Source organism: Superficieibacter sp. BNK-5 (assembly GCF_047456055.1).
GTDB lineage: Bacteria > Pseudomonadota > Gammaproteobacteria > Enterobacterales > Enterobacteriaceae > Superficieibacter.
The window spans coordinates 3,950,712-3,974,922 of record NZ_CP179893.1; the positions used below are offsets into that span (position 1 = coordinate 3,950,712).

At 56.8% G+C, this 24,211-nt stretch carries 20 protein-coding genes; 6 read left to right on the top strand and 14 right to left on the bottom strand.

The features are described 5' to 3' along the window. Positions 1-35 precede the first annotated feature (35 nt). The 13 genes from ACMGGS_RS18990 to ACMGGS_RS19050 form a co-directional block, all read right to left on the bottom strand. Positions 36-1,220, bottom strand: a complete 1,185-nt coding sequence (locus tag ACMGGS_RS18990; RefSeq protein WP_414163920.1) for a glycosyltransferase — start codon at positions 1,218-1,220, stop codon at positions 36-38. After that, a complete protein-coding gene (locus tag ACMGGS_RS18995; RefSeq protein WP_414163921.1) occupies positions 1,220-1,762 on the bottom strand; it encodes a hypothetical protein in 543 nt (180 codons plus the stop codon). The genes ACMGGS_RS18990 and ACMGGS_RS18995 overlap by 1 nt, the downstream gene beginning before the upstream one ends. Further along, a complete protein-coding gene (locus tag ACMGGS_RS19000) occupies positions 1,759-2,886 on the bottom strand; it encodes a glycosyltransferase (RefSeq protein ID WP_414163922.1) in 1,128 nt (375 codons plus the stop codon). The genes ACMGGS_RS18995 and ACMGGS_RS19000 overlap by 4 nt, the downstream gene beginning before the upstream one ends. Beyond that, the gene (locus ACMGGS_RS19005; RefSeq protein ID WP_414166315.1) at positions 2,883-3,845 is read right to left on the bottom strand and encodes an NAD-dependent epimerase/dehydratase family protein; all 963 of its coding nucleotides are present in this window, start codon (positions 3,843-3,845) and stop codon (positions 2,883-2,885) included. Before ACMGGS_RS19005 ends, ACMGGS_RS19000 begins: the two co-directional genes overlap by 4 nt. Positions 3,846-3,934: 89 nt before the next feature. Further along, positions 3,935-5,221 carry a F390 synthetase-related protein gene (locus tag ACMGGS_RS19010; RefSeq protein WP_414163923.1) on the bottom strand — a complete coding sequence of 429 codons (1,287 nt, stop codon included), beginning with the start codon at positions 5,219-5,221 and terminating at the stop codon, positions 3,935-3,937. Beyond that, positions 5,218-6,024 carry an MBL fold metallo-hydrolase gene (locus tag ACMGGS_RS19015; protein WP_414163924.1) on the bottom strand — a complete coding sequence of 269 codons (807 nt, stop codon included), beginning with the start codon at positions 6,022-6,024 and terminating at the stop codon, positions 5,218-5,220. Before ACMGGS_RS19015 ends, ACMGGS_RS19010 begins: the two co-directional genes overlap by 4 nt. Continuing rightward, complete coding sequence (locus ACMGGS_RS19020; RefSeq protein WP_414163925.1) at positions 6,002-7,015, bottom strand: NAD-dependent epimerase/dehydratase family protein; 1,014 nt, start codon at positions 7,013-7,015, stop codon at positions 6,002-6,004. The genes ACMGGS_RS19015 and ACMGGS_RS19020 overlap by 23 nt, the downstream gene beginning before the upstream one ends. Continuing rightward, positions 7,012-8,019, bottom strand: coding sequence for a 3-oxoacyl-[acyl-carrier-protein] synthase III C-terminal domain-containing protein (locus ACMGGS_RS19025; RefSeq protein WP_414163926.1), 1,008 nt, complete (start codon positions 8,017-8,019; stop codon positions 7,012-7,014). The genes ACMGGS_RS19020 and ACMGGS_RS19025 overlap by 4 nt, the downstream gene beginning before the upstream one ends. A gap of 106 nt (positions 8,020-8,125) precedes the next feature. After that, positions 8,126-8,803, bottom strand: a complete 678-nt coding sequence (gene narI / locus ACMGGS_RS19030) for a respiratory nitrate reductase subunit gamma (RefSeq protein ID WP_414163927.1) — start codon at positions 8,801-8,803, stop codon at positions 8,126-8,128. After that, positions 8,803-9,513 (bottom strand): nitrate reductase molybdenum cofactor assembly chaperone, encoded by a 711-nt coding sequence (gene narJ, locus ACMGGS_RS19035; RefSeq protein ID WP_414163928.1) that lies wholly within the window; start codon positions 9,511-9,513, stop codon positions 8,803-8,805. Before narJ ends, narI begins: the two co-directional genes overlap by 1 nt. Then, the gene (gene narH / locus ACMGGS_RS19040) at positions 9,510-11,045 is read right to left on the bottom strand and encodes a nitrate reductase subunit beta (protein WP_176917888.1); all 1,536 of its coding nucleotides are present in this window, start codon (positions 11,043-11,045) and stop codon (positions 9,510-9,512) included. Before narH ends, narJ begins: the two co-directional genes overlap by 4 nt. Next, positions 11,042-14,785, bottom strand: a complete 3,744-nt coding sequence (locus ACMGGS_RS19045; protein ID WP_414163929.1) for a nitrate reductase subunit alpha — start codon at positions 14,783-14,785, stop codon at positions 11,042-11,044. The genes narH and ACMGGS_RS19045 overlap by 4 nt, the downstream gene beginning before the upstream one ends. 380 nt (positions 14,786-15,165) lie before the next feature. Next, complete coding sequence (locus ACMGGS_RS19050; protein WP_414163930.1) at positions 15,166-16,563, bottom strand: NarK family nitrate/nitrite MFS transporter; 1,398 nt, start codon at positions 16,561-16,563, stop codon at positions 15,166-15,168. 310 nt (positions 16,564-16,873) lie between these two features. On the opposite strand from ACMGGS_RS19050, the gene narX reads away from it, so the two are divergent. Together narX and narL are read left to right on the top strand one after the other, a co-directional pair. Further along, the gene (gene narX / locus ACMGGS_RS19055; protein WP_414163931.1) at positions 16,874-18,700 is read left to right on the top strand and encodes a nitrate/nitrite two-component system sensor histidine kinase NarX; all 1,827 of its coding nucleotides are present in this window, start codon (positions 16,874-16,876) and stop codon (positions 18,698-18,700) included. Continuing rightward, on the top strand, positions 18,663-19,313 hold the full coding sequence (gene narL, locus ACMGGS_RS19060; RefSeq protein ID WP_194206737.1) for a two-component system response regulator NarL: 651 nt from the start codon (positions 18,663-18,665) through the stop codon (positions 19,311-19,313). The genes narX and narL overlap by 38 nt, the downstream gene beginning before the upstream one ends. Before the next feature lie 5 nt (positions 19,314-19,318). Here the strand turns inward: narL and ACMGGS_RS19065 are convergent, their stop codons facing one another. Further along, the gene (locus tag ACMGGS_RS19065) at positions 19,319-20,704 is read right to left on the bottom strand and encodes a YchO/YchP family invasin (protein WP_414163932.1); all 1,386 of its coding nucleotides are present in this window, start codon (positions 20,702-20,704) and stop codon (positions 19,319-19,321) included. Between the two features lie 162 nt (positions 20,705-20,866). Between ACMGGS_RS19065 and ACMGGS_RS19070 the strand changes: the two genes are divergently transcribed. The 4 genes from ACMGGS_RS19070 to ACMGGS_RS19085 all read left to right on the top strand — a co-directional run bounded on the left by ACMGGS_RS19070 (position 20,867) and on the right by ACMGGS_RS19085 (position 24,186). Beyond that, the gene (locus ACMGGS_RS19070; RefSeq protein WP_414166316.1) at positions 20,867-21,409 is read left to right on the top strand and encodes a YbhB/YbcL family Raf kinase inhibitor-like protein; all 543 of its coding nucleotides are present in this window, start codon (positions 20,867-20,869) and stop codon (positions 21,407-21,409) included. Between the two features lie 73 nt (positions 21,410-21,482). Further along, entirely contained in the window at positions 21,483-21,836 is a 354-nt protein-coding gene (locus tag ACMGGS_RS19075; protein ID WP_414163933.1) for a DsrE/DsrF/TusD sulfur relay family protein, read from the top strand. A 107-nt stretch (positions 21,837-21,943) separates the two neighbouring features. Continuing rightward, complete coding sequence (locus tag ACMGGS_RS19080; protein ID WP_414163934.1) at positions 21,944-23,728, top strand: methyl-accepting chemotaxis protein; 1,785 nt, start codon at positions 21,944-21,946, stop codon at positions 23,726-23,728. A 212-nt stretch (positions 23,729-23,940) separates the two neighbouring features. Then, entirely contained in the window at positions 23,941-24,186 is a 246-nt protein-coding gene (locus ACMGGS_RS19085; RefSeq protein WP_176917879.1) for a DUF1883 domain-containing protein, read from the top strand. Positions 24,187-24,211: the final 25 nt, after the last annotated feature.

Below are 24,211 nucleotides of genomic sequence, written 5' to 3' on the forward strand. Positions count from 1 at the left end.
CAATAATCCTTGCCTTACCTGTTTGCCCGGACGGTTTACCCTACCAGCTTACGCAGCACATCCCCTGCCTGCTCAAGGCTGGCAAGCCCGCCACGCAGCCAGACCCCTTTCCCGCTGTATTCCAGCCGCGCAGCATGGTCGAACTGGTCATAATCGACCGGATACACCAGCGCCGGAATGTTGCGCTTCAGACAATGCCACATAATCCCCGCCCCGCCGTGGTGGATCACCGCATCATAGCACGACAACCAGAGGTCATAATCTACCCATGGCACCCGAGAAAAATTGCCTTGCTGATGGCGCTGTACACCCTGTCCGTTGCCGTCGGTAAAATGAAACTCCCACTCCGGCATCGTACCCGCCAGTACAGCAATTGCGTTAGCGACGGCATCTTTGTGCCAGTCCAGATGGGTTCCCAGTGTGACCAGCACATGCCTTTTGCCTTCTTTAAAGGCAGGTTTCTGATAGCCGAGCGACGGCGTGTAAAGCGCCGGGCCAATAAACCGCAATGCATCTGGCCAACGTTGCGGGAATTCAAACTCTGGTTCGCTGAGCGCGAGGATCCGCGTCGGGGAATAGGCGCTCTCACTACCGTCGGGACGGTACAGACGCGTAATGCCGGTCTGGCGGATCACATCGCGAAAAAGCCAGAAGACAGCGAGCTTAAAGACGCTGACTTTTTTACGGTGCACAACGTGCCAGGCACGCTCTCTCGCGTTTTTAGCCGGCATTAAACCACCGCAGTACGCAGGAGGACCGTCCGGGCTTTCCAGTACACAAGGGGACGGCATACTGGTCCACCAGGGCAGCGCAAACTGACGGCAAACCTCTCCTACTATCGGTAGCGTAAAATCAGCTATAGCCAGCTCGGGAATACCGTGCTGACGCCACAACTGCGCCAGTTCATCAGCAAAATTCTTCAGCAGCCCGACAACCGCGCGGAACTGACGGTACAGCTTTATCGGGCTGGATTTAATTGCATAGTTTGGATTCGCCACCGCCAGCAACGGCCCATCATATTCACCGGGCAGGATCAGCGCCGAAAGTCCGGCCGCCTCGATCCGCTTCTGCGCCCCTGACGTGCTGATAATTCGGACCTGATAATGCGCCGACAACGCTCTCCCCATAGCGAGAACCGGATGCAGATGCCCGGCAAATGGCGGAGCCAGCAGGTCAATGCGGGTGATCCCGGCGGGGATCAAATCAAGTAAGCGTTGCATTAAAGGGTCCTGATGAAACGTGTGCACCCGTCAATCAGTGCGGGTTGAGAAAGGTAATTCATATGCCCGCAGGCAATAGACTCATCCACATCGCGAAACCATAACCGGGAAATCCAGTCCTGACGTCCCTGAACCAGCATGTGCCTGCAATCCGGGCGACGCCGGGCTACCGGCCCGAAAGCAAAAATACTCACCCGTGACATGACTGAGCCGGGAAGCTGAAGGTTATTAAACAATTCAAGCCCACAACTTCCGCAAAGCAGTAGCGTATGATCCGCAGACGCCAGCAATGCCAGCGTCCCCGCCTGATAAGTGCGGACAAATGCCGGACGGCGCGAGCCAAGGTAATCCCGCGCATTGTTCATACTCGCACGTAGCAGCGGCGTGGCTTGCCAGGCTTCGCGTTGCGCTACCCACGGGAAATTTACCGGTATACCCTCACCTTCCCGTCCCAGCGCGGCCATAAAAGCGCGCTGATCCGGGCTTAACGACGTGTTCCCCGGCTGGCTTCTGCCGGTAATAAAGGCAATTTGTAAGCTCATCGTGAAATGAATCGATCGTTGCTGAAAATACGGTAGCGCCGAGAGCGCCAGTGAATGGTGCGGTTAACAAGCGCATGAAGCAAATGCAGCGGCTGGAGCAACTCGGATAACAGCGAAAGCAGCGGGTGCGATAGAATATGCGTTGAAACCTCTCGTTGTAACCGGCGCAGCGCAAGGTGACGAATAACCAGAACACCCAGCATGATAGCCGCGTCAGCCGCACCGCCGTTCAGGGTCAGAATAAGCATCGACCAGAGTAACAGCGGGTGAAGTCCCTGAAGCAGGAAGATTGCCAGATTGACCGACGCAGACTTCTCCCGCATCAGCAGCGTGGCGAACAGAAACCAGCGATGCATCTGGCGGCCATAGTGCCTGAAATCCGGCACGCTGGTTTGTACCTGTACGGACGCCGTGGACTGAACGATATTGACCTTTTCACGCGCCAGCAGGGTTGCCAGCGCTAAATCGTCCGTCAGATGATGCATAATCGATGTAAATCCTCCGACCCGTTCCAGCACGGCACGATGCAGGACATAGCACATCCCGTTCAGGGTTAACGGACGAGTGAAAGGCAACAGAGGGAGGTAGGTCAGCGCCGCGTTATCGTTAACGAACTGCGCCAGCAGGCGTGACGGCAATGTTTGCGTGGCACAATAATACGGCAGCGCGGTCACCAGCGACGCGGCGTCCAGCTCACTTAACATTCTCTGCAACGAGGCAGCACTCAGCGTCGCGTCATCGTCCAGCACCATCACCCAGTCTGTTTTCACCTGCGCCCTCGCCTGCTCAAGTTTGAATAGCTTGGGATTCTGCCCTTGCGGCGCAGGCGGGTAACGAAGCAGCGTGATAGCGCAGCGCGGATAACGCTGCTGCAAATCCTGTGTGATGCGCCATCCTTCATTATCATCGTCATCCACCAGCCACAGAAAATGCGCATCAGGTAAATGGAGCAGGTTTGATTGCAGCACCGACGCCAGCGCCGGATCGCCACCGAGGATGGGTTGCATCACGGTGACGTTCCCGCTGTTTATCGCGGAATCACGCCGGGGAAGGCGCAACATCTTAAGCGCAAACCCTGACTTAAACAGGAGTATGACCAGCCAGAGTAACGCTATCGCTATCATCGCTGTCGCGCCTTATAGTCCTGTAAAAAACGGTTCAGACTGACGGAAAACGGTACTCGTGGCGCACCGAAGTCCTCCAGCATCAGACTGACGTCAAGGGTTGCGGAGTAGCCAAAAACGCCCACGCCAAAGCGGGTAATCGGCGGCTCGCTGCCGGGCGGCAACCTGCGCCAGAGCCACTCAAGCACACCGGCAATACGCAGCGCTGTCGCCACCGACAGCGTGCGCGTCGGCACGGGTAAATCAAGATGGTTTAACACCGTTTGCAGCAACGCCTGCGTGGCCAGCGGATGTGCAGCAGAAATGTTATAGCAGGGTTTCAGGTGCGATGACATGGCCGCCAGCATCAGGTAATCGCACAAGGTAGTCACGTGCATTATCTCAGCCTGCGCCGGGTGTTCGCTGCGCAGATTGACCAGCCTTTTTTTACGCGCGGCCTCCAGTAACGGTGGTAGCAACAATGCATCACCGGCACCAAATACCGCACAGGGGCGAAAAATAGTCTTCTCACCGGCGTAATCGTTAACCAGTTGCTCGGCCAGGTACTTGCTTCGCCCGTACTCGCTGGTAAAAGCGTGCCCGACGACCTCGTGTTCAGCCAGATGATATTGATGGGCGAACCGATAATATACCGCCGCCGTAGAGATAAAAATCAGCCGGGGTAACTGACGGGCATGACAAAATGCAATTACCTGACGCGTGGTCTCAATGTTATCGCGATAATATTGTGCCGCGCTGCCCCAGGGCGAGGTCCTGCCCGCCGCATGGATCACCACATCCGGATCAAAATCAAGCGTCTGCAACTGGTCGAGCGGAAGGGCCTGATAGCTCGCCCCGGGGGGAAGATCCTGCAACGTCCGGCGGCCTGTGCCGTACAAAGATACCCGTGGATCGGCGGCAAACCGGCGCAGGAAAGCGCCACCAATAAAGCCGGACGCGCCGGTGATCAACACCTTCACGGCCCGCTGCCCGCCATTCCCTGCTAGCGGGCAAGCATGCCGCTGAGCGTCGGGGAGCGACGATGATGCCGGTGGCTGTACGATTGCCATTACGCCTCCCTCCACTGGCGGATGATACGCCGCCGCTTTGTGCCGAACTGCACCTCCGGGCGCTGCGAAACCAGCTGCCATTTCAGCCGTTGCACATTAATACCCTGAAGGGCAAAAAACGCATTTAACGCCAACTGGCAGGCTTCCAGCACGACGGGTTCGCAGTCCGCCGTCAAACACAGCGTATCCGCTGCCGTCTGCACCAGCCGGTAGTCTGCGCCAGGCGGTAGCGTTATCGCCAGCACCCGGCTACAGGGATCGGCAAAGACCCCTTGCCCCTGCCCGCTGGCGTCCGGTAACCGCAAACCATCGTCCTGGCGCCCTTCAATACGGGCAATCGCCCGCGTCGCGCTACCGCAGGGACACGGCTCCTTGCTTGCCACCAGCACGTCATCAAGCCGATAGCGAACCACAGGCTGCGTGCGGCGGGTAAAGTCAGTAATAATGGGAACAAAGCGGTGTTCATCCAGCCACTCAGGCTCGACGTGAATAAATTCCTCATTCAGATGCAGCGTGCCGCAGACACAGGTCGATGCCAGAAATCCTTCCGTCGCCTGGTAGATCTCGCCCACCTCGCCAAATGCCTGGCGCAGCAGCGCGCGATCGTGATCCTCCAGCACTTCCGCCACCGAAATCACTTTTTTAACCGTAAGCCTCAGCGTACCGGCAAGCACCTCCAGCGCCAGCGCGCGCAGCACCTGAGCGGGGGCGACGATAATCGTGGGGGATTGTGCCTCAAGCCGCGCCAGCTGCGGCGCAAACGGAGCGAGCAGATCGTAAAATGCCAGACTGAGCCAGCGGTTATTGACGCTGCGATACAGATTATTATCCGCACGCAGAAAGAGCGCCACGCGCTCGCCCGCCAGTAAGCCATCGGGCAGGACTTTTGCCAGAATGGCCCCCGCCCACAGCGTTTGTTCTTGCGGACTGACCACAAACAACCCGCGCCGTCCGGAGGTGCCGGACGACAAGCCGACGCTGAATTTCCCGACTTTAGGCGAAAAATCGCGGCTTTGTTCGCTGCGCATGGCACACGCCATCAGCTCGTCGCGCTGTAGTCCGGCGGTGTTCATGTCATCGAAGTGCGCCATCATTAACGCTTTATTCATCGTTGGCCATTCATCGAAGGGCAGCGCAAGATAGCGCCGGAACCACGGGCTTTTCACCAGCACCCGGCGGCGGAACGTGCGCATTTTTTTGTTCTGCCACGCCTCAAGCCGCGCGCGATCGGTAAAACGCAGTTTACGGGTGCGGAAATAGTGCCAGAGCAGGTGGAATGGGATCACAAATCGCCCTCGTGGCACAGGCGAATATCTACCGTGCCCTGTTGCCAGAGCTGGTTAAGCCGCTCAAGCGTCTGGTAATACGCTGTCGCATCCGACATCACCAGATTGGCCAGCCGTGAGGGCCCACGTAACTCGCGGTAGTTTGCTGGCGACCACGCGGCATCGGCTGCCAGCAGTGTCCAGCCATCGTCCGTCAGAACGAACGCGCCAATGTGCCCGGCGGCGTGGCCCGGAAGCGGAACCAGAATAACTTGCCCGTCGCTCCCCGGCAGTACGTAGCCGTGTGTAAACGGAGCCAGCGCGGCGGGAAGTTGCAGCGCGTCAAAACCTTCAATAAAGGTTAATGACGACTCAAAATCCGCCGGGAACAGCCCCGGCACAAATGCCTGGCGCAGCGCCGCGAATCCACGCAGCGTTCTGACCTGCTCCCAGCCTTCGCCCGAGCAAATACACTTCACGCCGGGGAAATCGCGCAGCCCGGCGACATGATCGGCGTGAAAGTGCGACAGAATGATGCCCTGGATATCGCCGCCGACCAGCCCCTGCGCGAGCAGTTGACGGGCCAGCGAGTCTTCGGGATCGAAATACACCGGCGTAACCTGGCGGTAAATTCTGAAGACGCCAGAGCGGGTGTACTGTTCAAACCAGGAGGCATAGCCGGTATCCCACAGCCAGCGTCTGTCGCCCACTTCCAGCAGCCAGGCCCGGGAAGGAAATCGACACACGCGCAGCCCGGCCCCCTTCAGCGCCATGCAGCCAATATGAGTACAGTATCCCACTTCAAAGGCGGTGATTGTGGCCATGTTCCCTCATCCATTTTCCGGTCAACGCGATGCCGTCTGCCATTGAAAACCGGGGCCGATAGCCCAGTTCCTCAATCGCCTTTTGCGCACTCAGCGTCATATCAAAACAGACCGTTCCCGCGCTGTAACGGGTCACCGGCGGCTCTTTGTTAAGGCAGTGGCCGAGCATTTCCATGCCGCGCGCCGCAAGCGACAGCACAGGCCACGGCACATTACGGATCTGATATTGCAGCCCCAGTTGCTCGCGCAGCAAGGCGGCGAGCATCACCTTCAGACGCTGCGGCTGGTGATTAGTGACGTTATACACGCTGCCGGAACGCAGGGATCGGCGGGTTGCCAGTTCCATCGCGTACACCACGTTCTGCACGAAAGTGAGATCCAGCAGCGCTTCGCCGCCACGCGGCAAGCGCAGCACGTCGTTATCCCGGCGAAGCTGTTGCAGCAGGCGCGGGACAATCACGTTGTCGTGCGGGCCAAATAAACCGCGCGGGCGCAGCATGATCCAGGTTGTCGACGCAAAACGCCTCACCGCCTCGGCGATAACCTGCTCGGCGGCATGTTTACTGTGGGCGTAATGGCTACTGAAGCGCCGGGCAAGATAGTTTTCCGTCAGATCATAGTGATGCTGAAAATCAAAATAGACGGCCGGGGTGGAGATATGAATGAAGCGCGGAACCTCTGCCCTGCCCGCCGCCTGCGCCAGACGCTGCGTGACCAGCACGTTGGTGTGCCAGAAATCAGCCCGACGGCCCCAGGGCGAGGATTTTGCCGCACAGTGCCATACCGCATCGCAGCCTTCCACCAGCCGGAGGTACTCCTCTACGCCCGTGGTCGTCAGATCGCGCGGCACAAACGTCGCGCCCATCCGCTGAAGCTGTTCGCCTTGCGCCATGTTACGCCCGATAGCCACCACTTCATGCCCTGCCATAAGCAGATGCTCTGCTGCATTACGTCCCAGCCCGCTGGTGGCGCCCGTCAGCAAGATCTTCACGGCAGAAATACCATGCCTGCCAGCGTCAGTCCCGCCGCCGTGCCAATCAGCATCGCCGGTTGACCGGCAATCAAACGCCCACTCACCACCGCCTCGTGTAGCGCAGTGGGAATGGAAGCCGCCACCTGATTACCATAATGACGGTAAATATCGATTAACACCGATTCCGGCACCCGCAGCCGCTTGCGCATATGTTCAAGAGACAGATGGCTGGCCTGATGCGGTATCACCGTCGCAATATCGGTCAGCGTCACGCCGCTTTTCGCCAGCAGACGGGCGAAGTAGTCGTCAATTAATGAAGAGGCATAGCGGAACAGCGGTTTTCCCTGCATATGAAACAGAAAATCACTCTCGTTCATACCCGCTCTGGGATTACGCCGCGTACCGCCAGCGCGAATTTCACACAACTCGCTGCCGTCCGGGTACATCTCGATCAGGCTCGCCATAATGCCGCTGGCGCCGTCGCCACGTTCGACAATAGCGCACGCCGCACCGTCACCAAAAATCAGCGAGGACTCTTCATGCGCCCAGTCGATCCCGCGTGAGGCGATATCCGCAGACACAATCGCAATGCGCCGGTACGCGCCGGTATTCAACAATCCGCCAGCCACTTCCAGCGCGGAAATAAAACTGACGCAGCTACTGTTGATATCAAAGCCCGCCATGCCCGCGGGCATTCTGGCGGCTTTCAGAATATGGGTTGCACTGCACGGGAGCGCCTGAATGGCAATCGCCGAGGCGCAAATCAGTAAATCAACCGAAGAGGGAGACAATGCCCCTGCGTTAAGCGCGTTATGTAGCGCCTGCGCCGCCAGTTCAGCCTGGCTGGCGTCATCTGCGGCATGGTAGCGCCAGGCAATACCCGAGCGTTTTTCAACATAGCCCGCAGGCTTGCCGAGCCGGGTATCGAGCATTGATGAGGTGATGCGCTCCGGCGGCAGCGCGATGCCCGTTGAGACGATTTTTAGCGCACCAGTAACGCCGTGGCGGGTCGGATACTCCATTATGCGTTCACTTCTTAATTCCACGATTCGTCTCATGATATAGAAATAAAACGCAAAAAAAACCCAGGAATATTTGTCCCTGGGTTTTACCATGTTATGCCGCAAATTAGCGGCGGGCGCGGACTATCTGGTATTTACGCGTCAGATATTCCACCGGCGCGCTCCAGATATGCACCAGTCGGGAGAACGGAAACAGCAGAAACAGCGTCATCCCCAGTACCAGGTGCACGCGGAAAATAAACGCTACGCCCTCGAGGTGGGAAGATGCGCCACCGTGGAACGTCACCACCGATTGTGCCCAGCCCACCAGTTTCATCATCTCGCTACCGTCCATATGCTGAGCGGAGAACGGAATGGTCAGCAGACCGAGGGCGCACTGCACCATCAGCAGGGTAAGGATCAGGATATCGGCCCCGGTGGTGGTCGCCCGGACGCGCGGGCTGAACAGGCGGCGCTTCAGCAGCAGCAAGCCGCCAACCAGGGTCATTACGCCGCAGGCACCGCCGGCAATCATCGCCATTTTCTGCTTCACGTCGATGGGTAAAAAGCCTTCATACATCCAGTGCGGGGTCAGCATCCCCAGCAGGTGCCCGGCAAAAATCCCGAGAATGCCAAAGTGGAACAGGTTTGATGCCATGTTCATGCCTTTGCGATCCAGCATCTGACTGGAGCCAGCGCGCCAGCTGTATTGACCGTAGTCATAGCGCAGCCAGCTACCCACCAGAAATACCGTGCCCGCAATATAGGGGTAAATATCAAAGAAGAACCTGGTCAAAAATTGCATTATTGCTGTCCTCCAGTGGAGAGATTCAGATATTGCGGAGCGACGGCACCGGCAAAACGACGCTGGTGGGCGGAGATTTCCGACTCACCGCAGCCCTGGTCGGCAAAGAACTTCACCTGTTCCTCTTCCCAGACGGCGTCCAGCGCCTGCGGCGTATCGTCGCGGGCTTCATCGGCGATCTTCTCGGCCACTTTCGCGTTATCAATCGCGGTATTCGCCAGCTTCAGCAGCAGATCGAACAACACGGCGTAGCGGCTTTCCCGCTGCCCGAGGCGAGCGCTTAACAGTGCCAGAATCGGCGCAATATCCTGCAAGCCTCCCAGCGCTTCGCTCACCGGGAGCTGCGCCAGATATTCGAGATACAGCGGCAGGTGATCCGGCAGTTCACGGCTGTCGAGATGCAGGCCGTGACGCTCGTACTGCGCCAGCAGATCGACCATCGCCTGACCACGGTCGCGGGATTCACCGTGAACGTGCTCGAACAGCAGCAGCGAGGTGGCACGACCGCGATCGAATAACTCGCTGTAGGCGGATTGCACATCAAGCAAATCCTGCGCGGTTAAGTCGCGCAGAAAAATACCCAGTTTCTGCGCATCCTCTTTACTGAGATTTTCCGACGCGGCCAGCGCATCAAACAACTCCTGCTGATGCTGCCACAGGGCAGCATCCGGGTATTCGAGCAGGCGCGAAACAATGACGAGTTCAATCATTGGTGCGGCTCCGTTCTGGTGGTCACATCGATGGCATCAATGCGACGGCTGTTAAACAGATTGAATTTGCTGTCGGAACCGTGGCAGCCGTCACCAAAGGTGAAGCCGCAGCCGCTTTTCTCCGGGAAAGCGTCACGCGCCAGTTCACGATGGCTGCTCGGGATCACAAAGCGATCTTCATAGTTGGCAATCGCCAGATAGCGGTACATCTCCTGCGCCTGGGCTTCGCTCAGACCCACCTCTTCCAGCGCGCGGGTATCCAGCTTGCCGTCCACGGTTTCTGCGCGTTTGTAGTGACGCATCGCCAGCATACGTTTCAGCGCCAGCAGCACCGGTTTGGTGTCGCCTGCGGTCAGCATATTCGCCAGGTACTCGACCGGGATACGCAGGCTGTCCACGTCCGGCAGAATACCGTTGCTGCCCAGTTCACCCGCATCGGCGGCGGACTGAATCGGTGACAGAGGCGGCACGTACCAGACCATCGGCAGCGTGCGGTATTCCGGGTGCAGCGGCAGCGCCAGCTTCCAGTCCATCGCCATTTTGTACACCGGCGACTGTTGCGCGGCGTCAATCACGCTCTGCGGCACGCCGTCTTTCAGCGCCTGTGCAATCACCGCCGGATCGTTCGGATTGAGGAAAATGCTGAGCTGACGCTCGTAGAGATCTTTCTCATTCTCGGTGCTCGCCGCCTGCTCAATGGCGTCGGCGTCATACAGCAGCACGCCGAGATAACGAATGCGACCCACGCAGGTTTCTGAACAGACGGTCGGCTGACCGGCTTCGATGCGCGGATAGCAGAAAATGCACTTCTCGGATTTGCCGCTCTTCCAGTTAAAGTAGATTTTTTTGTACGGGCAGCCGGTGATGCACATCCGCCAGCCACGGCACTTGTCCTGGTCGATCAGCACAATGCCGTCTTCTTCACGCTTATAGATGGCTCCGCTTGGGCAGGTGGCGACGCACGCCGGGTTAAGGCAGTGCTCGCACAGGCGCGGCAGGTACATCATGAAGGTGTTTTCGAACTGGCCGTACATCGCCTTCTGCATGTTGTGGAAGTTCTGATCTTTAGCGCGCTTCTCAAACTCACCGCCGAGGATCTCTTCCCAGTTCGGGCCGGTCGTGATTTTGTTCATCCGCTGGCCGGTGATCAGCGAGCGCGGACGGGCGATCGGCTGATGTTTGCCTTCCGGCGCGTTGTGCAGGTGCTGATAGTCGTAGTCAAACGGCTCGTAGTAATCATCAATGCCCGGCAGATGCGGGTTAGCAAAGATTTTCCCCAGCAGCAGCGCACGGTTACCCATACGCGGTTGCAGTTTGCCGTTGATTTTACGGATCCAGCCGCCCTTCCATTTGTCCTGGTTTTCCCACTGGTTCGGATAACCGGTACCGGGTTTACTTTCGACGTTGTTAAACCACGCGTACTCCATTCCTTCGCGGCTGGTCCAGACGTTCTTACAGGTCACAGAACAGGTGTGGCAGCCGATGCATTTATCAAGATTCAGCACCATGCCGACTTGTGAACGAATTTTCATTTTACGCTCTCCTGTACCTGGTCATTGCCTTCGCCATCCAGCCAGTTAATGTTTTTCATTTTGCGTACCACCACGAACTCATCGCGGTTGGAGCCTACGGTGCCGTAGTAGTTGAAGCCGTAAGCCAGCTGCGCGTAGCCGCCGATCATATGGGTCGGTTTCGGGCTGATACGGGTGACCGAGTTATGGATGCCGCCGCGTTGACCGGTGATTTCCGACCCCGGCAGGTTCACGATACGTTCCTGCGCGTGGTACATCATGGTCATGCCGGACGGTACACGCTGGCTCACTACCGCACGTGCGGTCAGCGCGCCGTTGCTATTGAACACTTCGATCCAGTCGTTATCCTCGATCCCCAGTTCTTTGGCGTCGATTTCACTCATCCAGACAATCGGACCGCCGCGTGACAAGGTCAGCATCAGCAGGTTGTCGCTGTAAGTAGAGTGAATGCCCCATTTCTGGTGCGGCGTCAGGAAGTTCAGCGCTTTCTCCGGATTGCCGTTGGATTTCTCGCCCATTACCGCTTTCACCGAACGGGTGTCGATGGGGGGACGGTACACCAGCAGGCTTTCACCGAAATCACGCATCCACTGGTGATCCTGATACAGCTGTTGACGACCGGACAGGGTGCGCCACGGGATCAGCTCATGAACGTTGGTATACCCGGCGTTGTAAGAGACGTGCTCATCTTCAAGACCGGACCAGGTCGGGCTGGAAATAATCTTGCGCGGCTGGGCCTGAATATCGCGGAAGCGGATTTTTTCCTCTTCTTTATTGGTCGCGAGGTGCGTATGGTCGCGACCGGTGAATTCACTCAGCGCGGCCCAGGCTTTAACCGCCACCTTGCCGTTGGTTTCCGGTGCCAGGGTGAGGATCATCTCTGCCGCATCAATCGCCGTATTCAGCATCGGCTGGCCTTTCGCCGGGCCTTCCGCTTTGGTGTAGTTGAGCTTGCGCAGCAGATCCATTTCGCTCTGGGTGTTCCAGGCGATCCCTTTCCCGCCGTTACCGATTTTGTCCATCAGCGGACCGATAGAGGTAAAGCGTTCGTAAGTCGCCGGATAATCACGCTCGACCACCATAATATGCGGCGCGGTTTTACCGGGGATCAGGTCGCACTCGCCTTTTTTCCAGTCTTTCACGTCCAGCGGCTGCGCCAGTTCGGCGGCGGAGTCGTGCTGGATTGGCAACGTAACGATGTCGGTCTCTTTACCGAGATGCCCCACGCAAACTTCAGAGAATTTCTTCGCGATGCCTTTGTAGATGTCCCAGTCGCTTTTCGATTCCCACGCCGGGTCAACAGCGGCAGACAGCGGATGAATAAACGGATGCATATCCGAGGTATTCATGTCGTCTTTTTCATACCAGGTCGCGGTCGGCAGCACGATGTCGGAGTAGAGGCAGGTGCTCGACAGACGGAAGTCCAGCGTCACAACCAGATCCAGTTTGCCGTCGAGGCCGTTATCATGCCATTCCACCTCTTCCGGCTTCACGCCGCCCTGCTTGCCAAGATCTTTGCCCTGGATGCCGTTTTCAGTCCCCAGCAGATACTTGAGCATGTACTCATGGCCTTTACCGGAGGAACCCAGCAGGTTGGAGCGCCAGATAAACAGGTTACGCGGATGGTTTTTACCATTCTCCGGCTGTTCGGCGGCAAAGCGGATAGAACCCTCTTTCAGCGATTTGACGGTGTAATCCACCGGCGACATCCCGGCTTTTTCCGCGTCTGCGGCAATGCGCAGCGGGTTGGTGCCCAGTTGCGGCGCAGACGGCAGCCAGCCCATCCGCTCGGCGCGCACGTTGAAGTCAATCAGATGGCCGGTATAGCGTGACGGATCGGCCAGCGGCGAAAGCAGATCTTTTGCCGTCAGTGACTCATAGCGCCACTGGCTTGAGTGGTTATAGAAATAGGAGGTGCTGTTCATATGACGCGGCGGACGCTGCCAGTCCAGGGCAAACGCCAGCGGCTGCCAGCCGGTTTGCGGACGCAGTTTTTCCTGACCGACGTAGTGTGCCCAGCCGCCGCCGCTCTGACCGACACAGCCGCAGAAAATCAGCATGTTGATCAGACCGCGGTAGTTCATGTCCATGTGATACCAGTGGTTCATCCCGGCACCAACGATGATCATTGAGCGACCGTGCGTTTTATCGGCGTTATCGGCAAACTCGCGGGCGGTGCGAATAATATGGGCGCGCGGGACGCCGGTGATTTTTTCCGCCCAGGCTGGCGTATAAGCTTTGATCTCGTCATAGCTGCTGGCGCAGTTATCATCGCCGAGGCCGCGTTCCAGCCCGTAGTTAGCCAGCGTCAAATCATAAACGGTGGTGACCAGCGAGCTACTGCCATCCGCCAGTTGCAGGCGTTTCACCGGCAGTTTGTGCAGCAGAATATTTTGCAGTTCAACTTTATTGACGTGCTCGGTGCCTTCACCGCCGAAGTATGGGAAACCCACTTCAGCGACTTCATCATGGCTACCCAGCAGGCTGAGATTCAGTTCAGTCTCATCGCCAGAGGTGCCGTCGCGTTGTTCGAGGTTCCATTTGCCTTTTTCGCCCCAGCGGAAGCCAATTGAGCCGTTCGGCGCAATCATCTCGCCAGTGCTGTTGACGGCCACGGTTTTCCACTGAGGGTTATTTTCCTGACCCAGCGCATCCACCAGATCGGCGGCGCGCAACATGCGGCCCGCGGCATAGTAGCCGTCGCGCTCTTCCAGCATGACCAGCATCGGCATGTCGGTATAGCGGCGCACGTAGTCGGTAAAATACTGGCTTGGGTTATCAAGATGGAATTCGCGCAGCATCACGTGGCCCATCGCCATCGCCATTGCCGCATCGGTCCCCTGCTTCGGTGCCAGCCACAGATCGCACAGTTTGGCGATTTCTGCGTAGTCCGGCGTGACGGCCACGGTTTTGGTGCCTTTATAGCGCACTTCGGTAAAGAAGTGGGCGTCCGGGGTACGGGTTTGCGGGACGTTTGAGCCCCAGGCGATGATATAGCTGGAGTTATACCAGTCGGCAGATTCCGGCACGTCGGTCTGCTCGCCCCAGGTCATTGGCGAGGCCGGAGGCAGGTCGCAATACCAGTCGTAGAAGCTCAGACAGGTGCCGCCAATCAGCGAAAGATAGCGTGCGCCGGAGGCGTAAGAGACCATCGACATCGCCGGGATCGGCGAGAAGCCCGCGACGCGGTCCGGGCCGTAAGTTTTCACGGTGTAAACGTTAGAGGCCGCGATCAGCTCATTCACTTCCTGCCAGGAGGAGCGCACGAATCCACCACGACCACGCGCCTGCTTAAAGCTTTTGGCTTTATCGCTGTCTTCAATAATCGACGCCCAGGCATCAACCGGATCACTGTGCTGGACTTTCGCTTCGCGCCACATTTTCATCAGGCGTTTACGCATCAGCGGATATTTCAGGCGGTTGGCACTGTAGAGATACCAGGAGTAGCTTGCGCCACGCGGACAGCCGCGCGGTTCATGGTTCGGCATATCCGGACGGGTACGCGGGTAGTCGGTCTGCTGCGTCTCCCAGGTGACCAGGCCGCTTTTCACATAGATCTTCCAGCTACAGGAGCCGGTGCAGTTGACGCCGTGGGTAGAACGCACCACTTTGTCATGCTGCCAGCGCTGGCGGTAGCCTTCCTCCCAGTCGCGGTTGGTCTCAAGAAGCTGTCCATGCCCATCGGCAAAAGTCTCACCCTTCTGTTTGAAGTAGCGAAACCTGTCCAGGAATTTACTCATCTGGTCTCTCCTGTATGGAGCCTGACGGCTCTCTGGTAAATCGACATTGCTGCATATGCCGCGAAATTAACCTTCTGAAACAGTGGGGGAATTGACGGCGATCAAGATGCGAAGGGTTACTGAATGAGCGTAAATCAGCGAATACCACCAAAGCGGTATAAAAAATTATTTTTCAATTTATTGATTTTAAAAGAATTTCAACCGCAAGCCTTTAACAAAACGGCTATAAATCGCTTTCGCAGGTATTAGGGGGTAGGCCGCCTGCCAGAAAGGATTTTCTGCGATGCATGAGACGATCAAATTGCAACCATTAAATAGTATGTTGTAACTAATTAATAATAAAAAAAAGCGCGGCTTTCACCGCGCAGGATAATCAAACGTTACTTGTTATTATATTTTTTACGTCCGTATACCACCCACGTGATCCCAACGCAGGCAATATAGAACACGAGGAAAACTTTCATCGCTTCGGCCGGCGATCCGGTTAGCGCCAGCGACGTCCCGAAGGCTTTTGGAATAAAGAAGCCGCCAATGGCACCGATGGCCGAAATGAAGCCCAGCGCGGCTGCTGTGTCGGTTGCCGCTTCACGCATTGCCTGTTCTTCTGTCCCCCCCGCCGCTTTCACCCGCACCATTGTCATTTTGCGGAAGAGAAAGGCAATCATCTGGAAGCTGGAACCACTTCCCAGCCCGGCGGTTAAGAACAGCAGCAGGAACACGGCAAAGAAGGCGATAAAGTTACCGTCGCTCCCCGCAGAAGGCAGCGTCAGGAACAGCAGCCCGCTGAACAATGCCATAAAAATAAAGTTAACCAGCGTAACGCGAATACCGCCCAGACGATCGGACATTGCCCCGCCAGCCGAACGCGCCAGCGCGCCGACCAGCGGTCCGAAGAAGGCGAAGTGCAGGATATTCACGTCCGGGAACTGAGTTTTAGAGAGCATCACAAACCCGGCAGAAAAGCCGATAAACGAGCCGAACGTTGCCAGATACAGGAAACCGAGGATCCATAAATGCGCACGCTTCAGTACCGGTAGCTGCGCTTTGAGTGACGCCTTTGAGGTCGCCAGCTCATTCATGCCAAACCAGGCCGCGAGGGTAAATACAATCAGGAAGGGAACCCAAATCCAGGCCGCATTTTCCAGATAAATACGCGAACCATCCGGCTGATCGACGCCAGTGCCGCCAAAAACCGCAAACATGGAAAGCGAAACGGCCAGCGGGGCGATTAACTGCATAACGCTCACGCCGAGGTTACCAAACCCGCCGTTAATGCCCAGCGCCCCGCCCTGTTTCTCCTTCGGAAAGAAGAAGCTGATATTCGCCATGCTGGACGCAAAGTTTGCCCCGGCAAAACCGCACAGCAGCGCAATAATAATAAAGGTGCTGAACGGCGTAGACGTATCCTGAACGGCAAACCCCAGCCACAGACAAGGAATAACCAGAATGCCGGTGCTAAACGCCGTCCAGCGGCGACCGCCAAAGACCGGTACCATGAAGGAATATGGCACGCGAAGCAATGCTCCAGATACTGACGGTAATGCCGTCAGCATAAACAGCTGATCGGTTTCGAAATGAAATCCTACTTTGTTAAGATTAACCGCAACCGCGCTAAACAACATCCATACGCAAAACGCCAGTAACAGACAGGGGACCGAAATCCACAAATTGCGGCTTGCAATACGGTGACCGCGTTGCTGCCAGAACTGCGGCTCCTCCGGACGCCAGTCGGTAATAACCGAGCCAGTTTCCCGGACTGGGACGCTTGAGTGACTCATAGACACCTCTGATTATTTATATTCACCGCAGCCACGATAGGGTTTCTCGCTGGCGGTAAGTTGATATAAATCAAAGGAAAAGCCGGGGTTATCTTTGCGAAAAAATCATCATCCTTCTAAATAGGTAGAGTAAACCGGTAAAAAAGATGTGGTTTTTCACGGTGCTGATGGTTTTTGGCGAATAATCCTTCCTGCCCCCTCCCCCGACGGCAATAAAGGAGTAATCCTTTAGGGGTATGGGTATACTCCGGGTGATGTCTCAGAATAGCCGCACGCCCGGAAAACGATCCCGGTCAGGAGTCATACCATCATGTTTAAACGCCTGTTCACCCCGCTGACGCTGGTTAATCAGCTGGTGCTGATTGTCCTGCTCTCTACCGCCATTGGCCTTGCCAATATGGCGATTTCCGGCTGGCTGATCCAGGGAGTTCAGGGGAGCGCACATGCTATTAATAAAGCTGGCTCGCTGCGAATGCAAAGTTATCGCCTGCTGTCGGCAATTCCCCTGCGTGCGGAAGATCGCTCCCTGCTTACCAACATGCAGCGCACCGCGTTTAGTGAGGAATTGGTGCAGGCGGCCCGTCGTGATGGTCAGGTTGAGCAACTGACCGCGATCCAGCAATACTGGCAAAGCGAACTGGCCCCCGATATTCAGCGCGCGCGCGATCCGGCAACCGTGCGCGGCGATATTGTCAACTACGTGGCGCGGATCGACGATCTGGTCACCTCGTTCGATCGCACCACCGAAACGCGTATTCAGCGAGTGGTCTGGCTACAGCGGGCAATGGCGGTGTTTATGGCGCTGCTGCTGGTGTTTACGATTATCTGGCTGCGTGCGCGCCTGTTACGCCCGTGGCGGCAGCTACTGCAAATGGCTCGCGCCGTCAGTCAGCGCGACTTTACCCAGCGGGTCGCTATCAGCGGACGTAACGAAATGGCGACGTTAGGCACCTCGCTCAATAATATGTCGGCAGAGCTGGCCGAAAGCTATGCGGTGCTTGAGCAGCGGGTGCGGGAAAAAACCGCCGGACTGGAGCAAAAAAACCAGATCCTCTCGTTCTTATGGCAGGCCAACCGCCGTCTGCATTCACAGGCTTCGCTGTGCGAGCGTCTCTCTCCGGTCCTCAACGGTTTACAGGGGCTGACGTTATTACGTGGGATTGAAGTTCGCGTTTACGACAGGGAAGACGAAGAGAACCATCAGGAATTTACCTGTAACTCCAGCATCCGCTGCGATGACATCGGTTGCCATCTCTGTCCGCGCGATATCCCCTCCACTCCCGGCGGCGGCACCACGCTAAAATGGCGGTTAACCGACGCCCACAATCAGTACGGGATCCTGCTGGCAACCCTCCCCGCAGGCTGCCATCTGAGCCACGATCAGCAACAACTGGTAGATACGCTGGTCGAGCAACTCACCGCCACGCTGGCACTGGATCGACATCAGGAGCATCAGCAGCAGCTCATTGTGATGGAAGAGCGTGCGACGATTGCCCGCGAACTGCACGACTCTATTGCTCAGTCTCTTTCCTGTATGAAAATGCAGATTAGCTGCCTGCAAATGCAGGGCGACAGCCTGCCGGAAAGCAGTCGTCAGTTACTGGGCCAAATCCGTCATGAACTGAATACCTCGTGGGCGCAATTACGCGAATTGCTGACCACCTTCCGTCTGCAACTCACTGAATCGGGCCTGCGCCCGGCGCTGGAAGCAAGCTGCCTCGAATACAGCGCCCATTTTGGTTTCCCGGTTCAGCTGGATTACCAGTTGCCGCCACGCTTCGTGCCCTCCCATCAGGCGATCCACCTGCTGCAAATCACCCGTGAGGCGCTGAGCAATTGTCTGAAACATGCCGGGGCGAGTGACGTTAGTGTCGCCGTAACGCAGAAAGACAATCAGGTAAAACTGGTGGTGTCCGACAACGGCTGCGGCGTGCCGGACAGCGCCGAGCGGACGAATCACTATGGTCTGATTATTATGCGCGACCGGGCGCAAAGCCTGCGCGGTGATTGTCAGGTGCGCCGTCGCGATACGGGCGGTACCGAGGTCGTGGTCAATTTTATCCCCGAAAAATCACTCTCATTACAACAAGGAGATACCCATGAACAATCAGGAGCGAGCCACTATCCTGCTCATTGACGATCATCCGATGCTACGTACCGGCGTCAAACAGCTTATTAGCATGGCGCAGGATATTCAGGTGGTTGGCGAAGCCAGCAATGGCGAGCAGGGCATCGAGCTGGCGGAGTCGCTGGATCCGGATCTTATTCTGCTCGATCTGAATATGCCCGGCATGAATGGTCTTGAAACGCTGGACAAACTGCGGGAGAAAACGCTGTCCGGGCGCATCGTGGTGTTCAGCGTGTCAAATCACGAAGAGGATGTGGTCACGGCGCTGAAACGCGGCGCGGACGGTTATCTGTTGAAAGATATGGAACCGGAGGATCTGTTGAAAGCGCTTCAGCAGGCCGCTGCCGGAGAGATGGTATTGAGTGAGGCGTTAACCCCGGTACTGGCCGCCAGCCTGCGGGCGAACCGGGCGACCTCCGACCGCGATGTTACCCAGTTAACCCCACGCGAGCGCGATATCCTGAAGCTCATCGCTCAGGGCCTGCCGAATAAAATGATCGCCCGCCGTCTGGATATTACTGAGAGTACCGTGAAGGTTCATGTCAAACACATGCTGAAGAAAATGAAGCTTAAATCCCGCGTCGAGGCTGCCGTCTGGGTGCATCAGGAGCGTATTTTTTAATCGCGCTAGGGCATATTCTCGTTTTTGAAAGTCACCAGCGGTTCGGTCAGCGCCAGCACGATCTCATTGGATGAGACGCGCTGCCCGCGTTGGTCTTCTACCGTTACCGCCAGTCTCCAGCGGTTTTCCGCACCCTCGGTATAATCCCACGCCGGCATAATAATGGTCCAGCCGTCGGCGGAGTTGCCGTTGGCCGGCGGCGTCAGGCTGAGCGGCTGCGTATCGCCCTGCCACTCCAGCGTTTTGATGCCAAAGCTGCTGCGGATTTGTAACTTAAGCGCCACCGTCTCGCCAGGCTTCAGATCCCATGGCGGGGTCGCCAGGTATACCGACAGCGTTTTACGCTGGCGCGATTCCATCACCGGCAATGTGCTTCGCTGCACTTCGTCGTAGCGACTGCCGCGCAGCGAGCGACTGGCCGCCACTTCATTAGCCTCAAGCTGCTTTTTCAGCGGCACGCCAAAACGATAATTAAGCTTCAGCCCGACATCATTCTGGCTGGTGCCCCCCTCGCCCTGCTTATGTTGTGCGCTGAGCGTTACCAGCGGCACCGGGGTGTAATCCAGCCCCAGCTTCACCGCCACCGGGTTATGCTCGCCCGTACCGTTGCTGAACAAATCGACGCTGTCGCCAAAATACTGCTCCAGGCTAAGGCTGGTATTCAAATGCTGATAAAACGGCAGGCGGGCGGCAGCGGTCACATCGTAACCGCGGGCCATCCGCTGCTGGAGGGTCATAGAAGTGTTATGCCAGCTTTGCAACGGTTCGTAATAATTCGCCGACAGACGCAGATTTTCGCCCCACGCTTCCGCGCCCAGACCAGCCCTTGACAGGTTTTCATCGAGCAGGTTGTCGTAAAAGGTATTGTAGCCGAGTAGCCAGTGTCCGGCAGTCCAGCGCTGACCGATGCCCGCGTTAGTCACCAGTCCCTCGTCCTCGCGAGTGACACCAAACTGGGTCCAGCTCAGACGGTGCTCAAGATCCTGCAACGGGAAAAACCAGCTACCGCGACTACCGGAAAAGTCGCCCTCATCATCAACGCGCAGTTCAATGCTGGCATTGGTTCCCGGCGCCAGCCAGCTCTGCAACTGCTCATTGACCTCGGAACTCAATGCGTCACGCGCCTGCCCGAGGGCAAAGGTTCTGGCCTGCTCTCCGGCATCCAGCCCATTATCGACCATACTCGCTTCGCCAAACGCCTTCGCCATTTCCGCGAGGCTTTTTTCACCTTCATGGGTGGGCTGAGCAAGACCTAAATCCGGCAGACCATCCTGATTATTATCCAGCGGATTTTCCGCCTGCTCGACGAATGCACCCTGGGCATGAGCAACACCCCCTGCCAGCAGCAAGAGTAAGGTCGCGGGGGATAAAAAGAGGAATTCTCTGGACATTAACCTCGTAGAGGTAAAAGCAGGCAATGGCATACCCTTACCTTAGCCTTTTTCCTGCGGGTTTTCATCCCTGCCCGAAATTTCAGGAAAATCCCTAACCCTGCCGCTGCGGTTTAACTACAGTTAAGGCGTGACCCTCTGGAGAGCATTATCATGCTAACAATGCTGAAACCTTTGTTGTGCAGCGCATTACTGATTTACGCTGGCGGCGCTGCGGCCGATTCTCTTTTTATGCTGCAATCTCCCGCCTTTACCGACAACGGGATGATGGATAAAAAATTTGCCGGCAATGCCAAAGATAATCCCAACTGTACTGGTGAAAATAACTCTCCGCCGCTGGTGTGGAGCAACTTACCGCAGGAAACCAAAAGCCTGGCGCTGATTGTCCACGACCCTGAAGGCGCAAAAGGATTAGGGGTGACGCATCTGGTGGCATATAACATCCCCGCCTCGGCAACCGGGTTTACTACCAACGCGCTGCGTGACGGCAAAGGGTTTACCGGCGGTAAAAACACCCCGGGTAACGATCGCTGGCACGGTCCCTGTCCGCCTCCGGGCAGTGGCGCTCACCACTATACCTTTACGCTTATTGCCACCTCACTCGCTCCCGATCTCCCGGCAGGATTAACCCGCGACCAGCTTTTCGACAAGCTGAAAGGCAAGACGCTGGCGGCAGCGGGCTTAATTGGGCGCTTCGGTCAGTAGCAAGGGGTGTTGTGCCCGCCTGTTTAGCGGTAGCATAAGGCTTTCAACCCCTTACCCGATGAGAGGAATAACGATGCAACGCCTTGTGATTATCGCTAACGGAGCCGCTTACGGCAGCGAGTCGCTGTTTAACAGTCTGCGTCTGGCCATTGCCCTGCGTGAGCAGCAGTCCGATCTGGATTTACGCCTGTTCCTGATGTCAGACGCCGTGACGGCGGGCCTGCGCGGACAAAAACCGGCTGAAGGCTATAATATCCAGCAAATGCTGGAAATTCTCACTGCGCAGAACGTGCCGGTGAAGCTGTGTAAAACCTGTACCGACGGTCGTGGAATAACGGCCCTGCCGCTGATTGACGGCGTGGAAATCGGCACCCTTGTTGAACTGGCAAGCTGGACGCTGGAAGCAGACAAAGTATTAACCTTTTAATTCTGTAGCGCTGCTTCATATTTTTTTCTTATTACTTAAGTCAGAGCATCAAGTTTACCTGCCGTGTTGCCGATAAATTTCGAAACAACACCGCAGGTAAAATTATTATGTTCAGGTCTATTCGCACTCGCATCATTGCCGCAACGGCTGCCTGTTTAGCCATTGCCCTTCTTCTTAACACCGTAATCAATTACCAGGTCACACAGCATAATAATCAGCGTTCGCAGCAGGAGATAATCACCAGTGCTCAGGACAGTCATGGCATGGCGATTACGGACTGGGCCAGCAGTAAACTGGCGATGATCGCCTCCCTGCAATCGGCGGCCCTGTCTGCCGACCCGATCCCTGTGCTGTCGCAGATCGCCCGCGCGGGTGGATTTATTAACGTTTATGTCGGCTACGCCAGCCATACGGCAAAATTCTCCGATGCTAACGGCATTCCTGCGGATTACGATCCGACGATCCGCCCGTGGTATCAGCAGGCGGCAAAAGATAACGCTCCTGTCGTCACGGCACCCTATGTCGATGCCGGAACCGGTAAGCTGGTGGTGACATTCGCCGTTCCGGTCACGGAAAATGGTGAACTGAAAGCGGTTGTCGCCGGGGATGTTTCGATGGATAACGTCGTCGCCAATGTGCGGGAAATCCATCCTACCCCCGCCAGCAGCGGGCTTCTGCTCGACAGCGACGGCACCATTATTGCGGCCAGCGATCCGAAACTGACCTTAAAACCGTTTAGCGAAATGGTGAGCGGTGCGGACGTTGCCGCACTCGCGGCAGGCAAAACCGTTGAGGGTCAGCTTGGCGGTCAGGACAAAATATTGTCCGCCACTCCGGTTAAGGGTACCCACTGGCGGTTAGTCATCGCCCTCGATCGTAAAGATGCCACCGCCGGAATGGTTTCGCTGCTGAAAGCCTCGGCGTTATCGCTCATTATCCTGGTGCTGCTGGGTGGCGCGGTGGTGCATGCTATTGTTGCGGCACTCCTGAAACGTCTGCTGACCATCCGCGATGCGATGCTCGCTATCAGCAATGGCACCAACGATTTATCGCAGCGTCTGCCGGAAAAGGGGCGCGATGAAATCGCGCAAATTGCCCATGCGTTTAACGCCTTCAGCGATAAGCTTGCGGTGGTGATGGTACAACTTCGCGACGCCAGTGCCTCGGTCCAGACCGCAGCGCGCGAAATCGCCGCCGGTAATCAGGATCTGTCGACCCGCACCGAGCAAGCATCCTCCAGCCTGCGTGAAACCGCCAGCGCCATTGAGCAGATCACCGCCTCGGTTACCCAGTCCACCGAATCCGCTGCCGATGCCAATGAGCAGGCGCAAAAAGCCAGCCAGGCCGCATCGCACGGTGGCGAGGTGGTATCTCACGCCATTGAGACGATGCAATCTATTGAAAGCGCGTCGACCAAAATCGGCGATATCACCAGCGTGATTGATGGCATAGCCTTCCAGACTAATATCCTGGCGCTGAATGCGTCGGTGGAAGCGGCGCGGGCGGGAGAACAGGGACGCGGCTTTGCCGTGGTGGCAGGTGAAGTGCGTAATTTAGCCAGCCGCAGCGCGCAGGCGGCGAAGGAGATCAAATCGCTTATCGACGCGACCACCGACAGCGTTGCCACCGGCTCACGCTATGTCCGGCTGGCAGGCGAAAGTATGCAGGAAATCGTCGCCAGCATCGGTAGCGTATCGGGCATTATGCGCGAAATCAGCGTCGCCAGCAGCGAGCAGATGCGTGGGATCCGGGAGATAAACCATGCCGTAAACGATCTTGACCGCATGGTGCAGCAGAATGCGGAACTGGTGGTGGAATCCGCTGCGGCTGCCGGAGCGTTACAGGGCCAGGCGGGCGACCTTGCTGAAACGGCGGGGCATTTCCGCATTTAATTTTACGCTGGCGCGCAATTTTCGGTTATTTGCGCGTCAGCGGAAACGTTTCAGGCATTTTGTCATTTTTGTTTAAGCTTTATCCTTTTTTTTGATCAAAATCAGCATTTGTCGCCTCCCCATTTGGTGTTATGCAGAGAGTGAATTGTGAACAACATCACAGACAGGATTTTCCGGCAGGGAAAGCGTTGATACTTTTGATGGGGTATAAAATGGCACTGGTGAAAGCAAGTTTAAGATTGTTTGGTGGAGATACGGTGGTCGTTCGTTGTTCCGAACGTTGTCATATTCATTTAATGAGTGCGAAAGAGCGCACTCAGGATTTGCAATCGGATATTCTTAGCGTGCAGGATCGCGAAAACGCTTATCTGACCGTACCGTACAGCGGAACCTGGAACGTCCTGATCGATAGCCACAGTCAGTCGCTGGAGCACTCTATCAGTTACGTCGCTGCATGATGTCTGTGCCCGGTAGCGCTTACCG

What these genes read in the sequence shown, in the direction of transcription:
- narL (WP_194206737.1), top strand. Translation starts at nt 18,663, where the DNA reads ATGAACAATCAGGAGCGAGCCACTATCCTGCTCATTGACGATCATCCG.
- ACMGGS_RS19045 (WP_414163929.1), bottom strand. Translation starts at nt 14,785, where the DNA reads ATGAGTAAATTCCTGGACAGGTTTCGCTACTTCAAACAGAAGGGTGAG.
- ACMGGS_RS19070 (WP_414166316.1), top strand. Translation starts at nt 20,867, where the DNA reads ATGCTGAAACCTTTGTTGTGCAGCGCATTACTGATTTACGCTGGCGGC.
- ACMGGS_RS19025 (WP_414163926.1), bottom strand. Translation starts at nt 8,019, where the DNA reads ATGGAGTATCCGACCCGCCACGGCGTTACTGGTGCGCTAAAAATCGTC.
- ACMGGS_RS18990 (WP_414163920.1), bottom strand. Translation starts at nt 1,220, where the DNA reads ATGCAACGCTTACTTGATTTGATCCCCGCCGGGATCACCCGCATTGAC.
- narI (WP_414163927.1), bottom strand. Translation starts at nt 8,803, where the DNA reads ATGCAATTTTTGACCAGGTTCTTCTTTGATATTTACCCCTATATTGCG.
- ACMGGS_RS19015 (WP_414163924.1), bottom strand. Translation starts at nt 6,024, where the DNA reads ATGGCCACAATCACCGCCTTTGAAGTGGGATACTGTACTCATATTGGC.
- ACMGGS_RS19000 (WP_414163922.1), bottom strand. Translation starts at nt 2,886, where the DNA reads ATGATAGCGATAGCGTTACTCTGGCTGGTCATACTCCTGTTTAAGTCA.
- ACMGGS_RS19075 (WP_414163933.1), top strand. Translation starts at nt 21,483, where the DNA reads ATGCAACGCCTTGTGATTATCGCTAACGGAGCCGCTTACGGCAGCGAG.
- narH (WP_176917888.1), bottom strand. Translation starts at nt 11,045, where the DNA reads ATGAAAATTCGTTCACAAGTCGGCATGGTGCTGAATCTTGATAAATGC.
- ACMGGS_RS19080 (WP_414163934.1), top strand. Translation starts at nt 21,944, where the DNA reads ATGTTCAGGTCTATTCGCACTCGCATCATTGCCGCAACGGCTGCCTGT.
- ACMGGS_RS19085 (WP_176917879.1), top strand. Translation starts at nt 23,941, where the DNA reads ATGGCACTGGTGAAAGCAAGTTTAAGATTGTTTGGTGGAGATACGGTG.
- narX (WP_414163931.1), top strand. Translation starts at nt 16,874, where the DNA reads ATGTTTAAACGCCTGTTCACCCCGCTGACGCTGGTTAATCAGCTGGTG.
- ACMGGS_RS18995 (WP_414163921.1), bottom strand. Translation starts at nt 1,762, where the DNA reads ATGAGCTTACAAATTGCCTTTATTACCGGCAGAAGCCAGCCGGGGAAC.
- ACMGGS_RS19050 (WP_414163930.1), bottom strand. Translation starts at nt 16,563, where the DNA reads ATGAGTCACTCAAGCGTCCCAGTCCGGGAAACTGGCTCGGTTATTACC.
- narJ (WP_414163928.1), bottom strand. Translation starts at nt 9,513, where the DNA reads ATGATTGAACTCGTCATTGTTTCGCGCCTGCTCGAATACCCGGATGCT.
- ACMGGS_RS19065 (WP_414163932.1), bottom strand. Translation starts at nt 20,704, where the DNA reads ATGTCCAGAGAATTCCTCTTTTTATCCCCCGCGACCTTACTCTTGCTG.